Origin of the sequence: Bacillus sp. lyk4-R2A-2 (assembly GCF_030209735.1) — a bacterium.
In the GTDB taxonomy this organism is placed as follows: Bacteria; Bacillota; Bacilli; order Bacillales; family Bacillaceae; genus Bacillus; species Bacillus pumilus.
The window spans coordinates 447,769-465,338 of the sequence record NZ_JARVRK010000005.1 but is presented as its reverse complement, the minus strand read 5'-3'; the positions used below and the strand labels follow the sequence as shown (position 1 = coordinate 465,338).

The window sequence follows — 17,570 nt, the reverse complement described above, 5'->3', positions numbered from 1 at the left end:
TCCCCCCTTGTTTACACCCTTTATTGTTTAAGTGATTGGAAAATCGGCAGGAGCTCTCCCACAAGCTCCTTGATCGTCATAGTCGACATTAAGTGGTCTTCGGCATGCATGAGCAATAAGGAGAAAGGCGTTTTCTCCCCGCCTGCCTCTTGCTGCACGAGTTGAAAATGGATGCCATGTGCATGACGTAAATCTTCTTCTGCTTCTTTCATAAGACCAAATGCCTCATCTTCTTGACCTTCTCGAAATTGTTTAAGAGATTGAAGCAATTTGCTGCGTGCATTACCGCTGTGTAAGATCAATTGAAAACTGACTTGTTCCTCCGTGAGCCCTTCAAGTGTTTTCTTTTCCATTCTTTACGATTCCTCCATCAATGTAACGGCTTGTTCATACGCTTTTTGTCCATCGGCAAGCCCGTACGCCTGCATATCGATGACCTCTACTGCAATCCCGTATTTTGTTGCTTCTTTTTGAAGATCCCCTTTTAAAAAGCTCATTTGCGGTCCAATTAACACAACATCCGCATTCGCCATTTCTTTTTTCGCTTGATCTTGCCCAACTGCCCAAATTTCTGCCTCGTCCCCTATTGAGTCGGCATGAGCCTTCATCTTTGTAACTAGTAAACTTGTAGACATTCCTGAACTGCATGCTAATAAAATACGTTTCATTTCTCTCACCCCATTGTTGTAATAAAAGCGCTTCCAGTTAATATTATATATTTTTATTTTTAAATGTCTAGACATTTAGATCTATTTGTCTGTATTTTATATAAAAAAAGAGCGTATGTGTGTGTACGCTCTTTGCCTTTCTTCTTATCCTTTTCCTGCTTGGAAGCCAGGATATTTTGTCATGCCGCCGTCCACATAGAGTGTCAAGCCTGTGACGTAGCTTGCCTCTTTTGACGCCAGCCAGACAGCACATGCTGCCACTTCTTCAGGCTTTCCAATATAACCAATGGGGATCAGCTCGATCACACCTTTTTTCAATGCGGGATCATCGAATTTTTCCGCATTGATCGGGGTATCGATGGCGCCTGGTGCAATACTGTTTACACGAATTTTTTTAGGGGCATATTCTAGTGCCAGTGTTTCTGTCAGCAGCTTGGCGCCTCCTTTACTTGCTGCATAATGCACGAAATGAGGCCAAGGGATTTGCTGGTGAACAGACGACATATTGATGATTGATCCTTCTATTCCGTGATCTGTCATATACTTCAGTGCATCGCGGCAGCCGAGAAACATACCTGTTAAATTGGTCGACATGACTTTGTTCCAATTATCTAGCGTCATTTCGGTAGAAGGCACTTCATTTTCAATGCCTGCGTTATTGATCATGACATCAAGACTGCCAAATGTATCAACGGCTTTATCAATCATCGCCTGCATATCCTCTTCCTTTGAGACATCTCCCTTGATTTTCACAGCCTGTCCGCCATTTTTTTGAATATCCGCAATGGTCTCATCTGGACTTTCTTGATCTGAGAAATAATTGATCACCACATTGGCTTTTTCTTGTCCAAACCGGCGCGCCATCGCTTGACCTATTCCTGTACCAGCTCCTGTAATCAGGACTGTTTTCCCTTCTAAATCTGGATACATTCGTTTACCCTCCTATTTTGTAAAACCTAGCAGCACGCCGCCTGCAATGATCATCAAGCAGCCTGCAATGACAAAGCTTGTTCTGGATGCTTTCTCTTTTAATAAGTAAATGCCGCCTAATGTCGAGATAACGATCCCTGTCTGCGACATCGAAAAACTTACGGCGACACCAATGAGCGGAATAGCCAAAAGAAGTCCGAGATTTCCTGTCGACCAAACAAGGCCGGCAATGATATTTCTAAACGTATATTTACTAAACGGGTGCTGCTTGAGACTAATCGCCAAGGATGAAAGCAGCATGCCGACCGATTGCGGAACGAGGGCAGACCAGCCATCAATATGAAACCATCTCAAAATAACAACATATCCGACATAGCCAACGGTTGAGATGAGCAGAATCATGATCCCTTTTTTGAAATTGCCTCCACCGTTCCCGCCGCCATTCTTTTTTTGACCGAGCGATGTCAGCACAACACCTGCAATAATCAGTAAAATGGCACAAGAACCAATGAGTATGACCGTCATCGTTTGCCATTCTTTGAAGACTATGACGCCAAATAAAGTAGTGCTCACAAGCTGCATGCCCGTTGATAAAGGAACCGCCTTCGAGACTCCGAGAAACGCAACACTTGAAAGCTGATTCATTTGTCCAATGCTCCAAAAGATGCCTGAAATGACAGAAACCGCAAAAATAAGCGGTGTCAGCTCTGGCATTTTGATAAAGAAGGCTGCAATTGAAAAGAGAAATGCGCCAAGCGTTATACCGAGGGTTTGCTGGTATGCATTCCCGCCAAGTTTGACACTGATGAGAACAATACTTCCCCAAAATATCGCTGGGAGAAGTGCATATAAAATGCCCACTTCGACCCCTACTTTCTTTTCTTTTTTACATAGCATCCCTCTTTTTCGCATTTTTAGCCGAAAAGATGCAAACACAAAAAAACCTTACCAAAGGGTAAGGTTTTTCAGTCGTTCTATATTTATTTCATCCATTCTGTATGGAAGATGCCTTCTTTATCTGTGCGCTCATACGTATGTGCACCGAAATAGTCACGCTGCGCTTGAATTAAGTTCGCTGGCAGGACGGCTGTGCGATAGCTATCGAAGTAAGCAAGTGCACTTGACAATGAAGGAACAGGAACTCCTTGCTCCACTGCAAGTGAAATGACTTTACGAAGAGATGATTGATAGCTTTGAGCAATATCCTTAAAGTAAGGATCAAGCAATAGGTTTTTCAGTTCTGGGTTACGGTCATATGCTTCTTTAATTTGTTGTAAGAAGGCTGCACGAATGATACATCCACCACGGAAGATCATTGCAATTTCACCATATTTTAAATCCCAGTTATACTCATCAGATGCTGCTTTCATTTGCGCAAAACCTTGTGCATATGAGCAAATTTTACTCATGAATAGGGCTTTTCTAACCGCTTCGATCAGCTCTTTTTTATTCTCTGCTGATTGCGCTGGCTTAGGACCTTCGATTAATTGGCTTGCTTCAACACGCTCATCTTTCATTGCTGAAATGTAGCGCGCGAAAACAGACTCAGTAATGATTGGAAGCGGAACACCTAGATCAAGAGAACTTTGGCTCGTCCATTTTCCAGTTCCTTTTTGCCCAGCTTTATCTAAGATGACATCCACAAGCGGCTGGTTTGTTTCTTCATCCACTTTTGTGAAAATATCAGCTGTAATTTCGATTAAATAGCTATCAAGCTCGCCTTTATTCCATTCTGAGAATACTTCATGAAGCTCCTCTGCTGACAATCCAGCCACATGCTTCAAGATAAAGTATGATTCAGAAATCAATTGCATGTCTCCGTACTCGATGCCGTTATGGACCATTTTGACATAATGTCCTGCTCCATCTGGGCCGATATACGTTGTACATGGCTCGCCATCTACTTTCGCAGAGATCGCTTCTAAAATTGGTTTCACTAGCTCATGCGCTTCTTTTTGACCGCCTGGCATGATCGATGGACCTTTTAGTGCACCTTCTTCACCGCCAGAAACACCTGTACCAATGAAGTGGATACCACTTTCCGCAAGCTCTTGATTACGTCTTTGCGTATCCTTGTAATATGTATTTCCACCATCAATTAAGATGTCACCTTTTTCTAGGTGAGGAAGTAATGATTGAATGGTTGCATCCGTTGCTGCACCAGCTTTTACCATTAAAAGAATTTTACGCGGTGTTTCAAGCGACTGAACAAATTCTTCGATGCTGTATGTGCCTACAACGTTTTTCCCTTTTGATTCATGAAGAAATTCTTCCGTTTTGCTGCTAGATCTGTTATAAACGGACACGGAGAACCCGCGGCTTTCAATATTAAGGGCAAGGTTTTTCCCCATAACGGCTAGTCCAACCACACCGATTTGTTGTTTTGACATAATTCTGACGTCCCTTCTAACACACTATATTGATTACTGCTGAAATGATGTACCCTTTGAAATTACCACAACACCACCTCTTTTATCAAGTTTTCAGGCTAGTCATTTCCTTTTTCGTCCTGAAAAAAGTCTTTATTAAAACTTGTTCCACTTGTTTTGCTCTCTTTTTCCTTGATGGTCATCCCTCTTTGAACGAGTGATTTTCCATACTTTTCTTTCAGTCCTTCTAAAACGGTTTGAAGAGGCTCTTCTTTTGCATCTTCTGTATAGGAAAATAAATCAAGCTGTTTAACGGCTGCTTTTCGTTCTACAAGGTCTGTCCCCGTCACACCTAAGAGTCTCACAGGCTGATCATTCCAATGTTTAAGGAATAACTGCCTTGCTGCCTCAAATAAGTCTTCCTTCCGATCGGTCGGATTCGTGAGGGTGACACTTCGCGTGATATTTTTCCAGCTTGCGTACCGAATCATGATGAGCAGCCGATTGGCCATCACTTCTTTTCTCCTTAACCTTGCACTCACAGATTGTGACAGCTTATCAATTAACGCGACAAGTTCATCTGGATCGTCAGAATCATGAGGAAGGGTTGACGAATTACCGACGGATTTAAATTCGTATATCCTTTCTGGGTCCACGATGCCGTCATGTTCACCATTCGCCTTTTGCTTTAATCTCGGTCCATTGATACCCAGTAATTCCTTTAGTGTATACTCATTTGCTTTCGCTAAGTCTTCAATGGTATGAATGCCAATCGTTTTCAATTTATCAGCCGTTTTTTGTCCAACTCCGTGCATGTCACCCGCTGGCAGCGGCCATAGCATTTGGGGTACATCTCGTTTACGCAAAATGGTGATGCCCATTGGTTTTTTCCAATTAGACGCCATTTTCGCTAAAAATTTATTCGGTGCAATGCCAATACTTGAAGGAAGCATGAGCTCCTCTACAAGCCTCGTTTGAATATCATGAGCCGTTTTCACCGCATGCTCGGCATATGGCGTATGCGTTAAATCAATATAGCCCTCGTCAATGGATACGGGTTCGACTAAATCGCTGTATTCTCTTAGTATCGTAAACATCTCTTGTGAGGAGCTTCGGTACCGGTCAAAGTTTGGTGTACGGACAATCAGCCCCGGACAAAGCCGCTTCGCTTCCCATAACGGCATCGGGGGCTTTACACCTAGCGCTCTTGCCTCGTAGCTGCACGTGACCACAATCCCTTTACGCTCTTTCGCATTTCCGCTAATGGCTAATGGTTTCCCTCTCAAAGAAGGATCATACGCCATCTCGACTGATGCATAAAAACTATTCATATCAATATGAAAAATGATTCGACCCTTCCTTTGAGAATCAGCCATTTGCCTGCCTCCTAAATCTATCGACTTGATGTTTGTTCCAATAGACATTTCATATGGTGTATAGTACACTGTGAGTAATGAAATGGATGTGATAATCATGATTATTGATACATTCAATGAAGTCTTTTTCCTTGTTGAATTCTTTACGATTATTCTTCCAGCGCTGACGGCCATCGGCATTGCTTTTTTATTAAAAGACTGCCGTATGAACGAACACCTCGGTGGACATCGTTTGGAAGAGTTGGACGCATCTTTATTGAATCGAACAGACTTTCTGTTTATCATATATGATCGCATTACAACTTGGATTAGTAAAGTCATTCGAATGAAACGATCATCAAACGATGATGAAGACCATTCGCTTCCTCTCTCTAATTAATTTTTTAAAAATGAGGAGGAAACGAATTGAAACGTTTATTAACGATTTGTACGACTTTATGTTTAATGATGATTGCCTCACCTGCTTTTGCAGCGAGTGGGCAAACGAATACGAGCTCTGATGGGTTTTTCCATCATTATTTTGTCCAGCCTTTTTCTGAGCTGATCATTTGGCTTGCGAACTTCTTCCATGATGATTATGGTTTATCGATTATGTTCGTGACCTTGATCGTCCGTCTGCTAATTTTCCCTCTTTTTGCGAACCAATTTAAGAAGCAAAGAGTCATGCAGGAGAAAATGGCACTAGTGAAGCCTCAAATTGACGAAATTCAAAACAAATTGAAGAAAACGAAAGAACCTGAAAAACAAAAAGAACTACAAATGGAAATGATGAAAGTATACAAAGAGAACAATGTGAACCCGCTGGCAATGGGCTGTCTGCCTATGCTGATTCAAATTCCAATTGTTCTTGGCTTTTACTCAGCGATCCGCTCAACACCTGAGATCGCAACACATTCGTTCCTATGGTTTAACTTAGGACAAACCGATCTATTGGTCGCAATCTTTGCAGGCGCTATGTATTTCTTGCAATTTTATGTTACGCAAAGGTTTGCGAAGCAATCAGGCACCCAGACAGAGGCTGCGCTGAAGCAAGCCAAAGTGATGGGCATGATTTTCCCAATCATGATGCTGTTTATTTCAATCAATGCACCCGCTGCCCTTCCTTTATACTGGATGACAAGCGGATTATTACTCACAATCCAAACGATTATTTTAAATGTCATGTACCAAAAATCAAAATCAAAAAAAGCTGAGGCAAACGACCAAGCTAGCCCAGCTGCTGAATAAAAATAATCCCCTTATCATTTGATAAGGGGATTATCTTTATGCCAATTCTTCTTTTAACCGTTCTGGCAATTGATCGAGGTCCTCAATTCTCCCAAGGAACTTATTCGGGTCCACTTGTAAAATCATCTTGTTCTCTCTCTCCACAACGCCGAAGAAATATTCAGAGGCTTTCGTGTTCATATGAAATGGCTTGATCTCGCTTAGCTCGATATCAATAATATCTTTTGCATCCGAGACAAGACAGCCTACCATTTGTCCGTTTAATTCAAATAGCAACACCTTGGACTGTTCGTTCACATCAAGAGGCTTTCCGTGAAGCATCACGCCTGTGTCACTGACAGGAATGACCTCTCCCCTTAAAGACATGAGTCCTTTTATTTCTTTAGGAAGGTTCGATACTTCTTGTAAATAAGGGACCTTCTCAATCGAACGAATATGCTCTACACTGATGCCAAAATCCTCTTGCCCCACTTGGAAAATAATGATTTTTTGCGTGCTCACAGAGTCTCCTGCCTTTACGATGGATTTGTCGTTTCTTCGATAATGGCGAGAACCATTTCAGCTGTTTTGACTAATTCTTCAATCGGCATTTTCTCATTTTTCGTATGAATATCTTCATATCCAACAGCTAGGTTGACAGTTGGGACGCCGTTTCCTGCAATGACGTTTGCATCACTGCCTCCGCCGCTCGTCTGTAGTTCTGATGGACGGCCAATTTTTGCAGCCGCTTTTTTCGCCACTTCTACGACTTGATCGCCGTGAGAGAATTTGAAGCCTGGATACATGATGTCAATGTGTACATCGGCACTTCCGCCCATTTCTTTAGCGGTTTTTTCAAAGGCTTCTTTCATCTTCGCTACTTGGGCTTCCATTTTTGCAGGTTCTAAAGAGCGTGCTTCCGCAAGGATATCGACTTGATCGCACACAATATTCGTTTGCGTTCCGCCTTCAAAACGACCGATATTCGCCGTTGTTTCTTCATCAATTCGGCCAAGCGGCATACTAGCAATGGCTTTTGATGCAATGGTAATCGCAGACACACCTTTTTCAGGCGCGACACCTGCGTGAGCTGTTTTCCCGTAAATGGTTGCGCGTACTTTTGCCTGTGTTGGCGCTGCAACGATAATGGTTCCGACCTTGCCATCTGAATCAAGGGCATAGCCATATGCCGCTGTCATCAACTTCGGATCTAACGCTTTTGCTCCGACAAGTCCTGATTCCTCACCTGCTGTGATGACAAATTCAATCGTTCCATGCGGTAAATTCTTCTCTTTCAGCACACGGATCGCTTCAAACATTGCCGCAAGTCCTGTCTTATCATCAGCACCAAGAATGGTTGTTCCATCTGTTTTCACATAGCCGTCTTCAATGACTGGTTTTACGCCATTACCCGGAACAACTGTGTCCATATGAGACGTGAAATAGATGGTATCAGCCTCTTGAGTGCCTTCCAGCGTACAGATGAGGTTGCCTGCACCGTGGCCTGTTTTCGCTTTTGAGTCGTCTTCCACCACTTTTAGTCCAAGCTGCGAGAATTTTTCTTTTAAGACTTCCACAATTTTCTCTTCGTGTTTTGTTTCCGAATCAATCTGAACTAGTTCTAAAAATTCGTCTAGTAAACGTTTTTCATTGATCATGATGATGCTCCTCCTCTTATAGCGGCATGTTGCCATGCTTTTTTAACGGTCTATCTTCTTCCTTCCTGCGAAGCAAATCAAATGAGCGAATCAATCGTTCTCTTGTTTCAGCCGGCATGAAAATATCGTCTATCAGCCCTGCCTGAGCCGCTTTGAATACACTTGGCTCCGTTTCAACCTTGCGCGAAGCAGGATGAACGATTTCGTCAGCGAACGTTTTCCCCATGACATCAATTTCTGCCGCTGGCCATGCATAAACAAAGTCAGCGCCTAATCCCTTGCTATTCATTGCGACATACGCACCGCCATACGCCTTTCTTAAAATCACCGTGATTTTTGGAACGGTCGCTTCAGCGTACGCATATAAAAGCTTAGCGCCGTGACGGATAATTCCCGCATGCTCGGCTTTCTCACCTGGTAAAAAGCCGGGGACGTCTACAAGTGTTAAGAGCGGAATATGAAACGCATCGCAAAATCGAATAAACCTGGCCGCTTTATCAGCAGCATCAAGGTCAAGGCTTCCTGCCAGCACCTTTGGCTGATTGGCAACTATACCAATTGAAGCCCCTTGTAATCTGGCAAACCCTGTGACGATATTTTTTGAGAAACAAGGCTGTGTCTCAAAGAATGAGCCTGAATCGATGATCGCTGTCACCACTTGTTTGACATCATAGGTGCGTGATGGATCCTTCGGCAAGATGTTGCCTGGATCAGCTGCGTCTTGCTTACTCGTTTCAGCGTCCATGACAGTCTGTTGTTTCGTTGGTATGTACGTTAAAAGTGTTCGAACCGCTTTTAACACGTCTTTCTCATCTTTGCCAGTATAGTGCACATTCCCGCTTGTCTGATGCTGAACACTTGCACCGCCAAGACGGTCAGGACAGACCGTTTCTCCTGTTGCCTTTTCTATGACTTTCGGACCTGTTAAAAACATATGAGCTGTCTGTTCTGTCATGAACACAAAATCAGTCAAGGCAGGAGAATAGACTGCTCCTCCAGCACAAGAGCCTAAAATAACGGATATTTGCGGGATTTGACCAGAGTACAGCACATTCCGTTTAAAAATCTGTCCGTATCCTTCTAATGATACCACACCCTCTTGAATTCTCGCACCACCTGAGTCTTTTAGACCGATGACCGGCATCTGATTTTTAGCTGCGAGATCCATTAGAGAAGCAATTTTTTTGGCATGTATTTCGCCTAAAGACCCTCCATGCACTGTTGCATCTTGTGCATAAACACATACCGGCTTTCCATGAATGAGTCCAGTTCCAGTGACGACGCCATCACCGACATGCTCTGACATGCGGCCTGTTGCAAATCCTTGAATTTCCATGAAACTGCCCCCGTCAAGAAGTTCATGCAGCCGCTGACGAACCGTTAGTTTTCCTTTGTTCCGGTGCGCAGCTGCACGTTTCACGCCGCCGCCCATGAATGCTTTTTCGCGCCATTTAGCCAAGTCATTGAACGATTCATTCATTGCCATGTTCCTCTCCTTTCAAGGGCTCGCACAATTCGAATAACACACCGGACGTTTCTTTCGGTGAAATAAAAGCAATCCGCTTCCCGCTCGCGCCTATCTGTGCTGATTGTTGGAGAAGCTCCACGCCAAGATGATCAAGACAGTTAAGGTCCGCCTGAATGTCACCTGACTTTAGCGCAATATGATGGAGTCCCTCTCCTCTTTTTGTTAAAAAGGTATGTAGTTTGCTGCTACCGGACATCGGTTCAATTAATTCAATGTGCACATGATCAAGTGAAGCGAAGGACGCTTTAATCTCCTGCTCAGGAATTTCTTGTATGTCTGAAAAATGCCAGTTAAACAGCTGTTGAAGAATTCGAGATGTGTTTTTTATAGAAAAGACCGCAATGGCAATATGGTCGATTTGATTCATCCGTTCACTTCCTTTGTTGATCACTTGTCGCATTTGAAAAAACGAGCTAGAATAAAGAAAGGTGCGTTCGTCGCAAAAAATCTTCGGTTATAGGGGTGCGATATGTCTCAGAAAATGATGAAATTCATGGTATTGCTCATGATTAGCCTGCTGCTAATATCTTCACTTTTAGCAGGAGCCGCAACCTTTTTATAAGGTTTCAATAAAAGCAGACAAGCAGGTGATTCGTTCAATCAACGAATGGCCTGTTTGTCTTTGGCAAGCTTTTCAAATGAATCGGTTGATGTTGTAATCCACACTTTTGTCCCAACCGGAAGCTGGTCAAATAGAAGCTCTACATCTTGATTATGCAGTCTCACACAGCCTGCCGTGATAAATTTCCCTATCGATGTTTCGTCACTCGTCCCATGAATTCCGTATGTTCTACCATCTGTTCCTTGTGCATCAAATCCAATCCATCTTCTGCCAAGAGGGTTATTCTTCGCACCGCCTTCGATATTCTTTTTTCTGTAATAGGGATCTTTCGCTTTGATCATAATGGTAAATTCCCCTTCTGGCGTTAAATCGGACGTTTTCCCTGTAGAAGCAGGATATATTTTTTGGATTTGTCCTTGATCAATATAGGCAAGTTCATTTGTTTGTTTATTAATAATGACATAAGGGTCTCCTGGAAGCGGGTTTTGTCCGAGCGGCCAGATAGGTGAAAGGGACATGGTCAATACGGTATAAAATAAAAGACGCATAGGCTCCTCCTTTTTCATTAGATTGACCAATGAAGGAGGAACTCATGCGTCTCTATTCTTTCATCCCTTTAAAATAGCTTTTCAGTACTAAATATTGTTCCATTTCTCCAAGGAAATGAAACAGTGCAGCTCTTGCCTCAAACTCTTCTCTTGTTTGCGGCAGCGGTAGCTTATCGAACTCTTCTTTCATATCAATGAGGCGCCTTAAAAACTTATGCGCCGTGTTCCCTGGGTGAATATGTTCGCGTAAGTCTCTAATGTATTCTGCAATGATTTGTCCATGCTCTGTTGTAATGGAAATGGACGTGATCTTCGGAAGCACACGCTCGATGATTTCGAACTGCTTTTGCCTCATATTGAAATAATGATAATACAGGTTTTCATGTCTTAAGACATGGTTTTCAACATCACGATATGCGAGAGCTTTCGCTTCTTTAATCAATTGATGTGTCTCTGGTATTTCTTTGCCTGTCCAGTCTTGTTTCCCTGTCATTAAGTATTGCTCGATTTCTTCAAAAATTTTTGCAAAGTTGTCTTCAATCTGTTCGCTGTAGCGTTTGAGCTTTTTATCGACACTTGGCATATACAGGTTCATGATAAGTGCCACGCCAACACCAATCGTAATCAGCAGCAGCTCATTCCAGATGAGGTGAAGGGTAATCCCGCCCGACATGTATAAATGGAGGATGATGACTGAACTTGTGACAATCCCTTCTTTAATGCGGAGCAATACGGTTGTCGGAATAAAGACAAGCAGCATCAGACCAATCACAAAAGGATGATACCCAATCAGATCGAAAAATAGATAAGAAAATAAAATGGCAAGACTGCATGCGGCAAAGCGGGCGCCTGATGCAAGAAGCGACCGTTTCTTTGTCACCTGAATACACAGAATCGTAATAATCCCGGCAGCGGAATAATTTTGAAGGCCAAGCAGTTGCGCAATATAAATGGCGATCGCTGTTCCTAATGCTGTTTTCAGCGTTCGGTAGCCGATTTTAAACATGATATGAGTCACTCTTTTCTGTCTTGTTTCTATTCACTTATTGTGAAATGATGAACTTTTTTACTTTCCCCATTATAATCAAAAAAAGAAGGAGATGTTAAGTCTCCCTCTCTTTTTTCTTTATAATATTTTTTGTAAGAAGTCTTTCGCGCGCTGTGATGACGGTGATTCAAAGAATTGCACAGGGTTTGCATCCTCTACAATTTTCCCATCGTCCATAAAGATCACGCGGTCAGCCACTTCTTTTGCAAAGCCCATTTCATGTGTGACGATCACAAGTGTCATACCAGATTGAGCCAGCTCTTTCATGACCTCTAGCACTTCCTTGACCATTTCTGGATCTAGTGCAGATGTTGGCTCGTCAAACAGCATGATGTCTGGTGTCATTGCAAGCGCACGTGCAATTGCGACACGCTGCTTTTGACCACCTGACAAGCGGTTCGGAAAATCATCTTTTTTCTCTAAAAGTCCTACCTTTTTCAGCAGATCTTCAGCTTGTTTGATGCTGTCTTCCTTCGATTGATTCTTCACATTCATTGGCGCATATGTGATATTTTCCAGCACCGTTTTATGCGGGAAAAGGTGAAAATGCTGAAACACCATTCCGATGTTCTCACGCACTTTGAGTGCATTGGTTTTTGGGTTTGTGATTTCGGTATCCTGAATCGTAATGACACCAGAAGTCGGCTTTTCGAGCAAGTTGATGCAGCGAAGAAACGTCGATTTTCCTGAACCAGATGGTCCAATGACTGCGACAACTTCCCCTTCTTTAATGGTGGTGTCGATCCCTTTTAATACTTCATTTTTGCCAAAAGATTTTGTGAGTTTCTCTATGTTAATCATTTGATTTTAACTTCCTTTCCACCGACTTACCGACAAAGGTGAGAACAAGCACGATGATATAATAGATGAGACCCGCAAAAATAAGCGGTTCAAGATAATTATACGTGACGGCACCTGCTTGATAGGCTCGTCTCATGACATCTCCCAGTCCAATGACTGTCACAATAGCAGATTCTTTTGTCAGTGTAATCGTTTCGTTCACAAGTGCAGGTGAAATATTTTTAAATGCCTGCGGAAGCAATAAGTCCTTCATCATTTTAGCATAAGGGATGCCTAAAGCAACGGCTGCTTCTTTTTGACCTTTATCAATGGCATTAATACCAGCGCGAATAATTTCAGATACGTAAGCCGCAGAGTTTAGTGAAAATGCCGCTACAGCAGCCCAGTATTGATCGATTTGAAACCCAAGAAGCTGAGGCAGACCGAAATAAATAATGAGCAATTGAAGCACAAGCGGTGTGCCTCGGAAGATGGATGTATAAAAATCTGCAAGCCAAATGAGCGGCTTAAATACACTAATTTTGCAAAGCGTTAATAAAATCCCTAAAATAAATCCAAGAAAAAGTGATACCACTACAATAGAAAGTGTGACCTTAAGCCCTTCTAAAATAAAGGGCATCTGAGGTATTACATCTTTAAAATCTAACATGACAGTCTCCTTTTTTATGCCTTCATACGAAATCAAAAAATAAAACAGGAAAAAAGTTCAACATGAGTTGAACTTTTCAGCGCTTTCTACTGAATTTTCGTGAATGACGCTGATCCTTTTCCTGACTTATTTTTCATCAGCAAACCATTTTTTAATTAATTTATCAAGTTCGCCATTGTCTTGCATTTCTTTTAATGATTTATTAAATTTAGCTGTTAAGTCGCTATTTTTCTTGAATGCAATGGCTGAACCTTCATTTGAACTATTCAATCCAAATGCTTGGAAGTCTTTTTCTTTTTTCAAATAACCAGCAGCTACTTTATCTTCAATAATGGCTGCATCAAAACGACCTGCTTTGATTTCTTGAATGATATCTGAGATTTTATTACGGTCTTCCACTTTTAAGTTATATTTCTTTTGCAAACCGTTTGCTTCATCCTGCTGGATTGAACCTAATTGAACGCCGACTGTTTTATCTTTTAAGTCTTTCTCTGTTTTCATTCCGCTAGATTTCTTTGAGACAACTAAGTTTTTTGCATTGTAATAAACATCAGAGAAATCTAATTGTTTTTTGCGTTTTTCTGTAGGGGTCATGCCTGCTAGGACAATATCAGCTTTGTTTGTTTTAAGGGCGGATACAAGGCTTGCGAAATCCATATCTTGAATTTCTAGCTTGTAGCCGTTCTTTTTCGCTAGTGCTGTTGCAAGATCAACATCAAAACCGACAATTTTATCTCCGTCTTTTGATTCAAATGGCGGATAATCTGCTGATGTCGCCATAACGAGTGTTTTGTCATCTCCTGATGCGTTTGAATTATTAGAAGAAGTTCCGCAAGCTGCGAGTGCAGCTGCAAGACCAGCTGTCATAAGTAATAATAACCACTTTTTCATAAGATAGTGCCTCCTAGTATTTAAAATCATGTATTGTTTTGAATATTTATTCACTATAATGTATTTTAAACACTTTCTTTTTAAGATGCAATAGTATTTCGCTAAAATTATTTTGATTCAATGGTCTTATATAACAAAAAGCAGACCGATCTAAAGACCGGACTGCTTTATATGTCATCATTCAAACGTCACATGTTAAATTTCTTTGCAATGCTCATCGAATGCAGCTTGAAGCTTTGACACGACTTCCATTGGTTCGTGCCCTTCAATTTCATGACGTTCGACCATTTTAATGATCTTTCCATCTTTTAATAATGCAAAGGATGGTGAAGATGGCGGGAAGCCTTCAAAATATTCACGGGCTCTTGCGGTTGCCTCTTTGTCTTGTCCAGCAAACACTGTCAGCAATTGATCTGGTCGCTTATCGTAATGAACAGAATAGCCTGCAGCTGGTCTTGCAATACCGCCAGCACATCCGCATACTGAATTCACCATCACAAGTGCCGTGCCTTCTTTAGACAGGGCTTCATCCACTTCTTCAGCTGATGTAAGCTCATTATAGCCAGCCTGTTTGATCTCTTCTCTCGCTTGTTTCACAATATCATTCATAAATAAATTAAAATCAATATTCATTGTCCGTCCACTCCTTTAGCATGCCAAAACCATTTTAACAACATCATATCAAGGAAAACGCCTGCGGGCAAATGTGTTGTCTTCTCATTCCCCACTTTTTCTGAACATCGTTTATACGCCGCGAAATTGGGGAAAAGTGATGATAAAGAGATGAAAGGGAGAACTGCGTGATGGCACAATTCAAAAAAGCGATGCTCATTTATAATGGAAATGCTGGACAAAAAAACATGGAAAAAGTTCTCGGACAAACAGTACCTCTTCTTTCTCTACATATTGATGAACTCATTCTTAAACCAACAAAGCAGGCAAATGATGCTTATGAATTCTGTCGTACAATTGATGAGACGATAGAATTGCTTATCATATTAGGTGGAGATGGAACTGTGCATGAATGTATGAATGGCATCGGTGGTTTAGAAAAAAGGCCAGCTGTAGCGATTTTACCAGGCGGGACATGCAATGACTTTTCTAGAACGCTTGGTATTCCGCAACAAATGCAGAAAGCCGCTCAAATGATTGTAGACGGCGTAGAAAAAAAGGTCGACTTAATCAAAGCAGGAGATCGATACTTGTTAAACTTTTGGGGCATCGGGCTGATTGCAGACACATCCAACAATATTAATGACAAGGAAAAAGCTGTACTCGGCAAAATTAGCTACTTCACAAGTGCCTTGCGAACCTTGCAGCAAACAGATCCTTTTCACGTACGAATTGAAACAGAGGAGGAAAGCTGGGAAGAGGACGCTGTCATCGTTCTTGTCATGAATGGACATTTCATCGGGACAAATAAAATTGATTTGCCGAGTGCAGCGATTGATGATGGTAAAGCAGAAATCTTAATTTGCAGAAATACGAGCTTCTCTGCTCTAAAAGAAATCTTTTCTATGAACCGGGAAGAGCTGGAGGATTTCACCGGCGATCTGTCTCTCATTCAAGCATCCAATATTCAGATTCACACAAAAGAGGAAATGGATGCTGATACAGATGGCGAAGTGTACATGACAGCCCCTGCTTTTTTAGAAGTGTTAAAACAACATTTGACCTTTATTGTTCCAGCAGAATAAAGAAAACGCCCGAGATCATTCTTTTTCGGGCGTTTTTTTGATATAGCGTCTGTATAAATATTCAAGCGCATAGCCAAGCAGCGTCCCGGCAAGAAGAGAAATTCCTAAGAGGCTATTCGCTGCTCCTTTAAATCCACCGACAATCAGCAAGCAATACAAAACTTGAATAATTGAAACGATTGATATGATCAGTAGTAATCTTTCAGGATGATTGCGTGATTTAGAAATATATCGAAGAAAAGCGAACGCAATTGCTGTGATAAACATGAGTCCAATCGTTAAAAACGCAAAAAAGTCTAGTCCAGACATACCATCGCTCCTTTCTCATCATGTGGAAATCCCCCTCTCCTTAGCGGGAGGGGGACATTCTTGTTTTAGTAAACAGATGTTTGCTCATCAATGCCTTCAAGGATTTGTTTAATCCGTTGAAGGAATCTGCCGCATACAAGACCATCAAGAACTCTGTGATCTAATGAGAGACAAAGGTTGACCATGTCTCTTGCTGCAATCATACCATTTACAATCATTGGACGCTTCACGATCGATTCTACTTGTAAAATCGCCGCTTGCGGATAATTGATGATTCCCATAGATTGTACAGAACCAAATGATCCCGTGTTGTTTACAGTGAAGGTGCCGCCTTCCATGTCACTTTGCTTCAGCGTACCTTGTCTCACCTTGGAAGCAAGCTCATGAATTTCCTTGGCGATGCCTTTAATCGTTTTTTCATCTGCATCCTTAATCACTGGAACAAAAAGAGCGTCATCAGTCGCAACAGCAATCGAGACATTGATCGCTTTCTTTTGCACAATTTTATCTCCAGCCCACATGCTGTTCATTTCTGGGAATTCCTTTAAGCCCTGAGCCACTGCTTTGACAAAGAACGCAAAGAACGTCAAATTAAAGCCTTCTTTTGCTTTAAATTGGTCCTTGAGCTGATTTCTTCTAGTCACAAGGTTTGTCACATCAACTTCCATCATCGTCCATGCATGCGGAATTTCATGTTTGCTTCTCAGCATATTTGCCGCAATCGCCTGTCTGATTGGCGTGACTGGCACTTCAACATCACCAGGCATTGTAGAGATGGAAGGCGCCGCTTTTGGTTTTGATGGCTGCACAGGCTCTGGCTTGACCGCCTGTTCATTGCCAGGTGCTGTCTTCTCTTGCATGCCGCCGTTTTCAATGAGCTGAAGTAAATCTTTTCTTGTGATTCGTCCGCCTGCTCCCGTTCCTTGCACTGCCGCTAAATCAATGCTGTGCTCATCTGCTAACCGAAGGACTGCTGGAGAGTAGCGTTTCTTTTGACTTTGATTCTCTTTTGTTTGATCTGCTTCAGGTGCTTCACTTTGCTCAGGTGCCGCTTCTTCTTTCGCACTCTGCTGTGAGCTACCTTCTACTTCAATTTCACAGAACACTTCTCCTACTTGCAGTGTATCGCCTTCTTCAGCCGATAGCTTTGTAATCGTTCCTGTAAAAGATGACGGGACTTCTGCGTTCACTTTATCCGTCATAACTTCCGCAATAGGATCGTATTTATTCACATGATCGCCAGGTGAAACGAGCCATTTGCTGATGGTTCCTTCTGTTACACTTTCACCTAACTGAGGCATTTTCATTTGTTCAATTGCCACTTGAAACC

22 protein-coding genes are annotated in these 17,570 nt (G+C 42.1%); 4 read left to right on the top strand and 18 right to left on the bottom strand.

Annotation, left to right across the window (positions count from 1 at the left end):
• Positions 1-20: 20 nt before the first annotated feature.
• The 6 genes from QRN39_RS09265 to QRN39_RS09240 all read right to left on the bottom strand — a co-directional run bounded on the left by QRN39_RS09265 (position 21) and on the right by QRN39_RS09240 (position 5,343).
• On the bottom strand, positions 21-353 hold the full coding sequence (locus QRN39_RS09265) for a PTS sugar transporter subunit IIA (protein WP_012010488.1): 333 nt from the start codon (positions 351-353) through the stop codon (positions 21-23).
• A 3-nt stretch (positions 354-356) separates the two neighbouring features.
• Entirely contained in the window at positions 357-668 is a 312-nt protein-coding gene (locus QRN39_RS09260) for a PTS sugar transporter subunit IIB (RefSeq protein ID WP_044141029.1), read from the bottom strand.
• 144 nt (positions 669-812) lie between these two features.
• Entirely contained in the window at positions 813-1,598 is a 786-nt protein-coding gene (locus QRN39_RS09255; RefSeq protein ID WP_003215568.1) for a glucose 1-dehydrogenase, read from the bottom strand.
• 12 nt (positions 1,599-1,610) lie between these two features.
• Positions 1,611-2,459 (bottom strand): GRP family sugar transporter, encoded by an 849-nt coding sequence (locus QRN39_RS09250; RefSeq protein ID WP_170966017.1) that lies wholly within the window; start codon positions 2,457-2,459, stop codon positions 1,611-1,613.
• A gap of 119 nt (positions 2,460-2,578) precedes the next feature.
• The gene (gene gndA, locus QRN39_RS09245; RefSeq protein WP_284907021.1) at positions 2,579-3,988 is read right to left on the bottom strand and encodes an NADP-dependent phosphogluconate dehydrogenase; all 1,410 of its coding nucleotides are present in this window, start codon (positions 3,986-3,988) and stop codon (positions 2,579-2,581) included.
• A 98-nt stretch (positions 3,989-4,086) separates the two neighbouring features.
• Complete coding sequence (locus QRN39_RS09240; RefSeq protein WP_137054998.1) at positions 4,087-5,343, bottom strand: DNA polymerase IV; 1,257 nt, start codon at positions 5,341-5,343, stop codon at positions 4,087-4,089.
• Between the two features lie 97 nt (positions 5,344-5,440).
• Here QRN39_RS09240 and QRN39_RS09235 point away from each other — a divergent pair, with 97 nt between their 5' ends.
• Both QRN39_RS09235 and QRN39_RS09230 read left to right on the top strand, forming a co-directional pair.
• A complete protein-coding gene (locus QRN39_RS09235; protein WP_003215677.1) occupies positions 5,441-5,722 on the top strand; it encodes a hypothetical protein in 282 nt (93 codons plus the stop codon).
• A gap of 26 nt (positions 5,723-5,748) precedes the next feature.
• Complete coding sequence (locus tag QRN39_RS09230; protein ID WP_050943794.1) at positions 5,749-6,570, top strand: membrane protein insertase YidC; 822 nt, start codon at positions 5,749-5,751, stop codon at positions 6,568-6,570.
• A gap of 36 nt (positions 6,571-6,606) precedes the next feature.
• Here QRN39_RS09230 and QRN39_RS09225 read toward each other — a convergent pair whose 3' ends face one another.
• From QRN39_RS09225 to mce, 4 genes are read right to left on the bottom strand one after another with little or no spacing between them, the layout of a single operon-like run.
• Positions 6,607-7,071 carry a chemotaxis protein CheW gene (locus QRN39_RS09225; protein WP_003215942.1) on the bottom strand — a complete coding sequence of 155 codons (465 nt, stop codon included), beginning with the start codon at positions 7,069-7,071 and terminating at the stop codon, positions 6,607-6,609.
• A gap of 14 nt (positions 7,072-7,085) precedes the next feature.
• On the bottom strand, positions 7,086-8,207 hold the full coding sequence (locus QRN39_RS09220; RefSeq protein ID WP_050943793.1) for a M20/M25/M40 family metallo-hydrolase: 1,122 nt from the start codon (positions 8,205-8,207) through the stop codon (positions 7,086-7,088).
• 16 nt (positions 8,208-8,223) lie between these two features.
• Positions 8,224-9,693, bottom strand: coding sequence for an acyl-CoA carboxylase subunit beta (locus QRN39_RS09215; protein ID WP_189318750.1), 1,470 nt, complete (start codon positions 9,691-9,693; stop codon positions 8,224-8,226).
• Entirely contained in the window at positions 9,680-10,102 is a 423-nt protein-coding gene (mce, locus tag QRN39_RS09210) for a methylmalonyl-CoA epimerase (protein WP_050943791.1), read from the bottom strand. The genes QRN39_RS09215 and mce overlap by 14 nt, the downstream gene beginning before the upstream one ends.
• A 102-nt stretch (positions 10,103-10,204) precedes the next feature.
• On the opposite strand from mce, the gene prli42 reads away from it, so the two are divergent.
• Positions 10,205-10,297, top strand: coding sequence for a stressosome-associated protein Prli42 (prli42, locus tag QRN39_RS09205; protein WP_149917133.1), 93 nt, complete (start codon positions 10,205-10,207; stop codon positions 10,295-10,297).
• A 38-nt stretch (positions 10,298-10,335) separates the two neighbouring features.
• On the opposite strand, the gene QRN39_RS09200 is transcribed toward prli42, so the two are convergent.
• From QRN39_RS09200 to QRN39_RS09175, 6 genes are all read right to left on the bottom strand, one after another.
• The gene (locus QRN39_RS09200; protein ID WP_226803654.1) at positions 10,336-10,845 is read right to left on the bottom strand and encodes a L,D-transpeptidase; all 510 of its coding nucleotides are present in this window, start codon (positions 10,843-10,845) and stop codon (positions 10,336-10,338) included.
• 52 nt (positions 10,846-10,897) lie between these two features.
• Positions 10,898-11,851 carry an aromatic acid exporter family protein gene (locus QRN39_RS09195; RefSeq protein WP_003216109.1) on the bottom strand — a complete coding sequence of 318 codons (954 nt, stop codon included), beginning with the start codon at positions 11,849-11,851 and terminating at the stop codon, positions 10,898-10,900.
• A 120-nt stretch (positions 11,852-11,971) separates the two neighbouring features.
• Positions 11,972-12,694, bottom strand: coding sequence for an arginine ABC transporter ATP-binding protein ArtM (artM, locus tag QRN39_RS09190; RefSeq protein ID WP_003215712.1), 723 nt, complete (start codon positions 12,692-12,694; stop codon positions 11,972-11,974).
• Complete coding sequence (artQ, locus tag QRN39_RS09185; RefSeq protein WP_284907014.1) at positions 12,687-13,343, bottom strand: arginine ABC transporter permease ArtQ; 657 nt, start codon at positions 13,341-13,343, stop codon at positions 12,687-12,689. The genes artM and artQ overlap by 8 nt, the downstream gene beginning before the upstream one ends.
• A 126-nt stretch (positions 13,344-13,469) precedes the next feature.
• Entirely contained in the window at positions 13,470-14,234 is a 765-nt protein-coding gene (locus QRN39_RS09180) for a transporter substrate-binding domain-containing protein (protein ID WP_012010505.1), read from the bottom strand.
• A gap of 195 nt (positions 14,235-14,429) precedes the next feature.
• A complete protein-coding gene (locus QRN39_RS09175) occupies positions 14,430-14,867 on the bottom strand; it encodes a BrxA/BrxB family bacilliredoxin (protein ID WP_003215907.1) in 438 nt (145 codons plus the stop codon).
• A gap of 170 nt (positions 14,868-15,037) precedes the next feature.
• On the opposite strand from QRN39_RS09175, the gene QRN39_RS09170 reads away from it, so the two are divergent.
• Positions 15,038-15,931 carry a YegS/Rv2252/BmrU family lipid kinase gene (locus QRN39_RS09170; protein WP_050943789.1) on the top strand — a complete coding sequence of 298 codons (894 nt, stop codon included), beginning with the start codon at positions 15,038-15,040 and terminating at the stop codon, positions 15,929-15,931.
• A 15-nt stretch (positions 15,932-15,946) separates the two neighbouring features.
• Here QRN39_RS09170 and QRN39_RS09165 read toward each other — a convergent pair whose 3' ends face one another.
• Positions 15,947-16,240, bottom strand: coding sequence for a YesK-like family protein (locus QRN39_RS09165; protein WP_050943788.1), 294 nt, complete (start codon positions 16,238-16,240; stop codon positions 15,947-15,949).
• Between the two features lie 65 nt (positions 16,241-16,305).
• Positions 16,306-17,562 carry a dihydrolipoamide acetyltransferase family protein gene (locus QRN39_RS09160; protein WP_003216146.1) on the bottom strand — a complete coding sequence of 419 codons (1,257 nt, stop codon included), beginning with the start codon at positions 17,560-17,562 and terminating at the stop codon, positions 16,306-16,308.
• Positions 17,563-17,570 lie beyond the last annotated feature (8 nt).

What these genes read in the sequence shown, in the direction of transcription:
- QRN39_RS09265 (WP_012010488.1), bottom strand. Translation starts at nt 353, where the DNA reads ATGGAAAAGAAAACACTTGAAGGGCTCACGGAGGAACAAGTCAGTTTT.
- QRN39_RS09260 (WP_044141029.1), bottom strand. Translation starts at nt 668, where the DNA reads ATGAAACGTATTTTATTAGCATGCAGTTCAGGAATGTCTACAAGTTTA.
- QRN39_RS09255 (WP_003215568.1), bottom strand. Translation starts at nt 1,598, where the DNA reads ATGTATCCAGATTTAGAAGGGAAAACAGTCCTGATTACAGGAGCTGGT.
- gndA (WP_284907021.1), bottom strand. Translation starts at nt 3,988, where the DNA reads ATGTCAAAACAACAAATCGGTGTGGTTGGACTAGCCGTTATGGGGAAA.
- QRN39_RS09240 (WP_137054998.1), bottom strand. Translation starts at nt 5,343, where the DNA reads ATGGCTGATTCTCAAAGGAAGGGTCGAATCATTTTTCATATTGATATG.
- QRN39_RS09235 (WP_003215677.1), top strand. Translation starts at nt 5,441, where the DNA reads ATGATTATTGATACATTCAATGAAGTCTTTTTCCTTGTTGAATTCTTT.
- QRN39_RS09220 (WP_050943793.1), bottom strand. Translation starts at nt 8,207, where the DNA reads ATGATCAATGAAAAACGTTTACTAGACGAATTTTTAGAACTAGTTCAG.
- QRN39_RS09215 (WP_189318750.1), bottom strand. Translation starts at nt 9,693, where the DNA reads ATGGCAATGAATGAATCGTTCAATGACTTGGCTAAATGGCGCGAAAAA.
- mce (WP_050943791.1), bottom strand. Translation starts at nt 10,102, where the DNA reads ATGAATCAAATCGACCATATTGCCATTGCGGTCTTTTCTATAAAAAAC.
- prli42 (WP_149917133.1), top strand. Translation starts at nt 10,205, where the DNA reads ATGTCTCAGAAAATGATGAAATTCATGGTATTGCTCATGATTAGCCTG.
- QRN39_RS09200 (WP_226803654.1), bottom strand. Translation starts at nt 10,845, where the DNA reads ATGCGTCTTTTATTTTATACCGTATTGACCATGTCCCTTTCACCTATC.
- QRN39_RS09195 (WP_003216109.1), bottom strand. Translation starts at nt 11,851, where the DNA reads ATGTTTAAAATCGGCTACCGAACGCTGAAAACAGCATTAGGAACAGCG.
- artM (WP_003215712.1), bottom strand. Translation starts at nt 12,694, where the DNA reads ATGATTAACATAGAGAAACTCACAAAATCTTTTGGCAAAAATGAAGTA.
- artQ (WP_284907014.1), bottom strand. Translation starts at nt 13,343, where the DNA reads ATGTTAGATTTTAAAGATGTAATACCTCAGATGCCCTTTATTTTAGAA.
- QRN39_RS09180 (WP_012010505.1), bottom strand. Translation starts at nt 14,234, where the DNA reads ATGAAAAAGTGGTTATTATTACTTATGACAGCTGGTCTTGCAGCTGCA.
- QRN39_RS09175 (WP_003215907.1), bottom strand. Translation starts at nt 14,867, where the DNA reads ATGAATATTGATTTTAATTTATTTATGAATGATATTGTGAAACAAGCG.
- QRN39_RS09170 (WP_050943789.1), top strand. Translation starts at nt 15,038, where the DNA reads ATGGCACAATTCAAAAAAGCGATGCTCATTTATAATGGAAATGCTGGA.
- QRN39_RS09165 (WP_050943788.1), bottom strand. Translation starts at nt 16,240, where the DNA reads ATGTCTGGACTAGACTTTTTTGCGTTTTTAACGATTGGACTCATGTTT.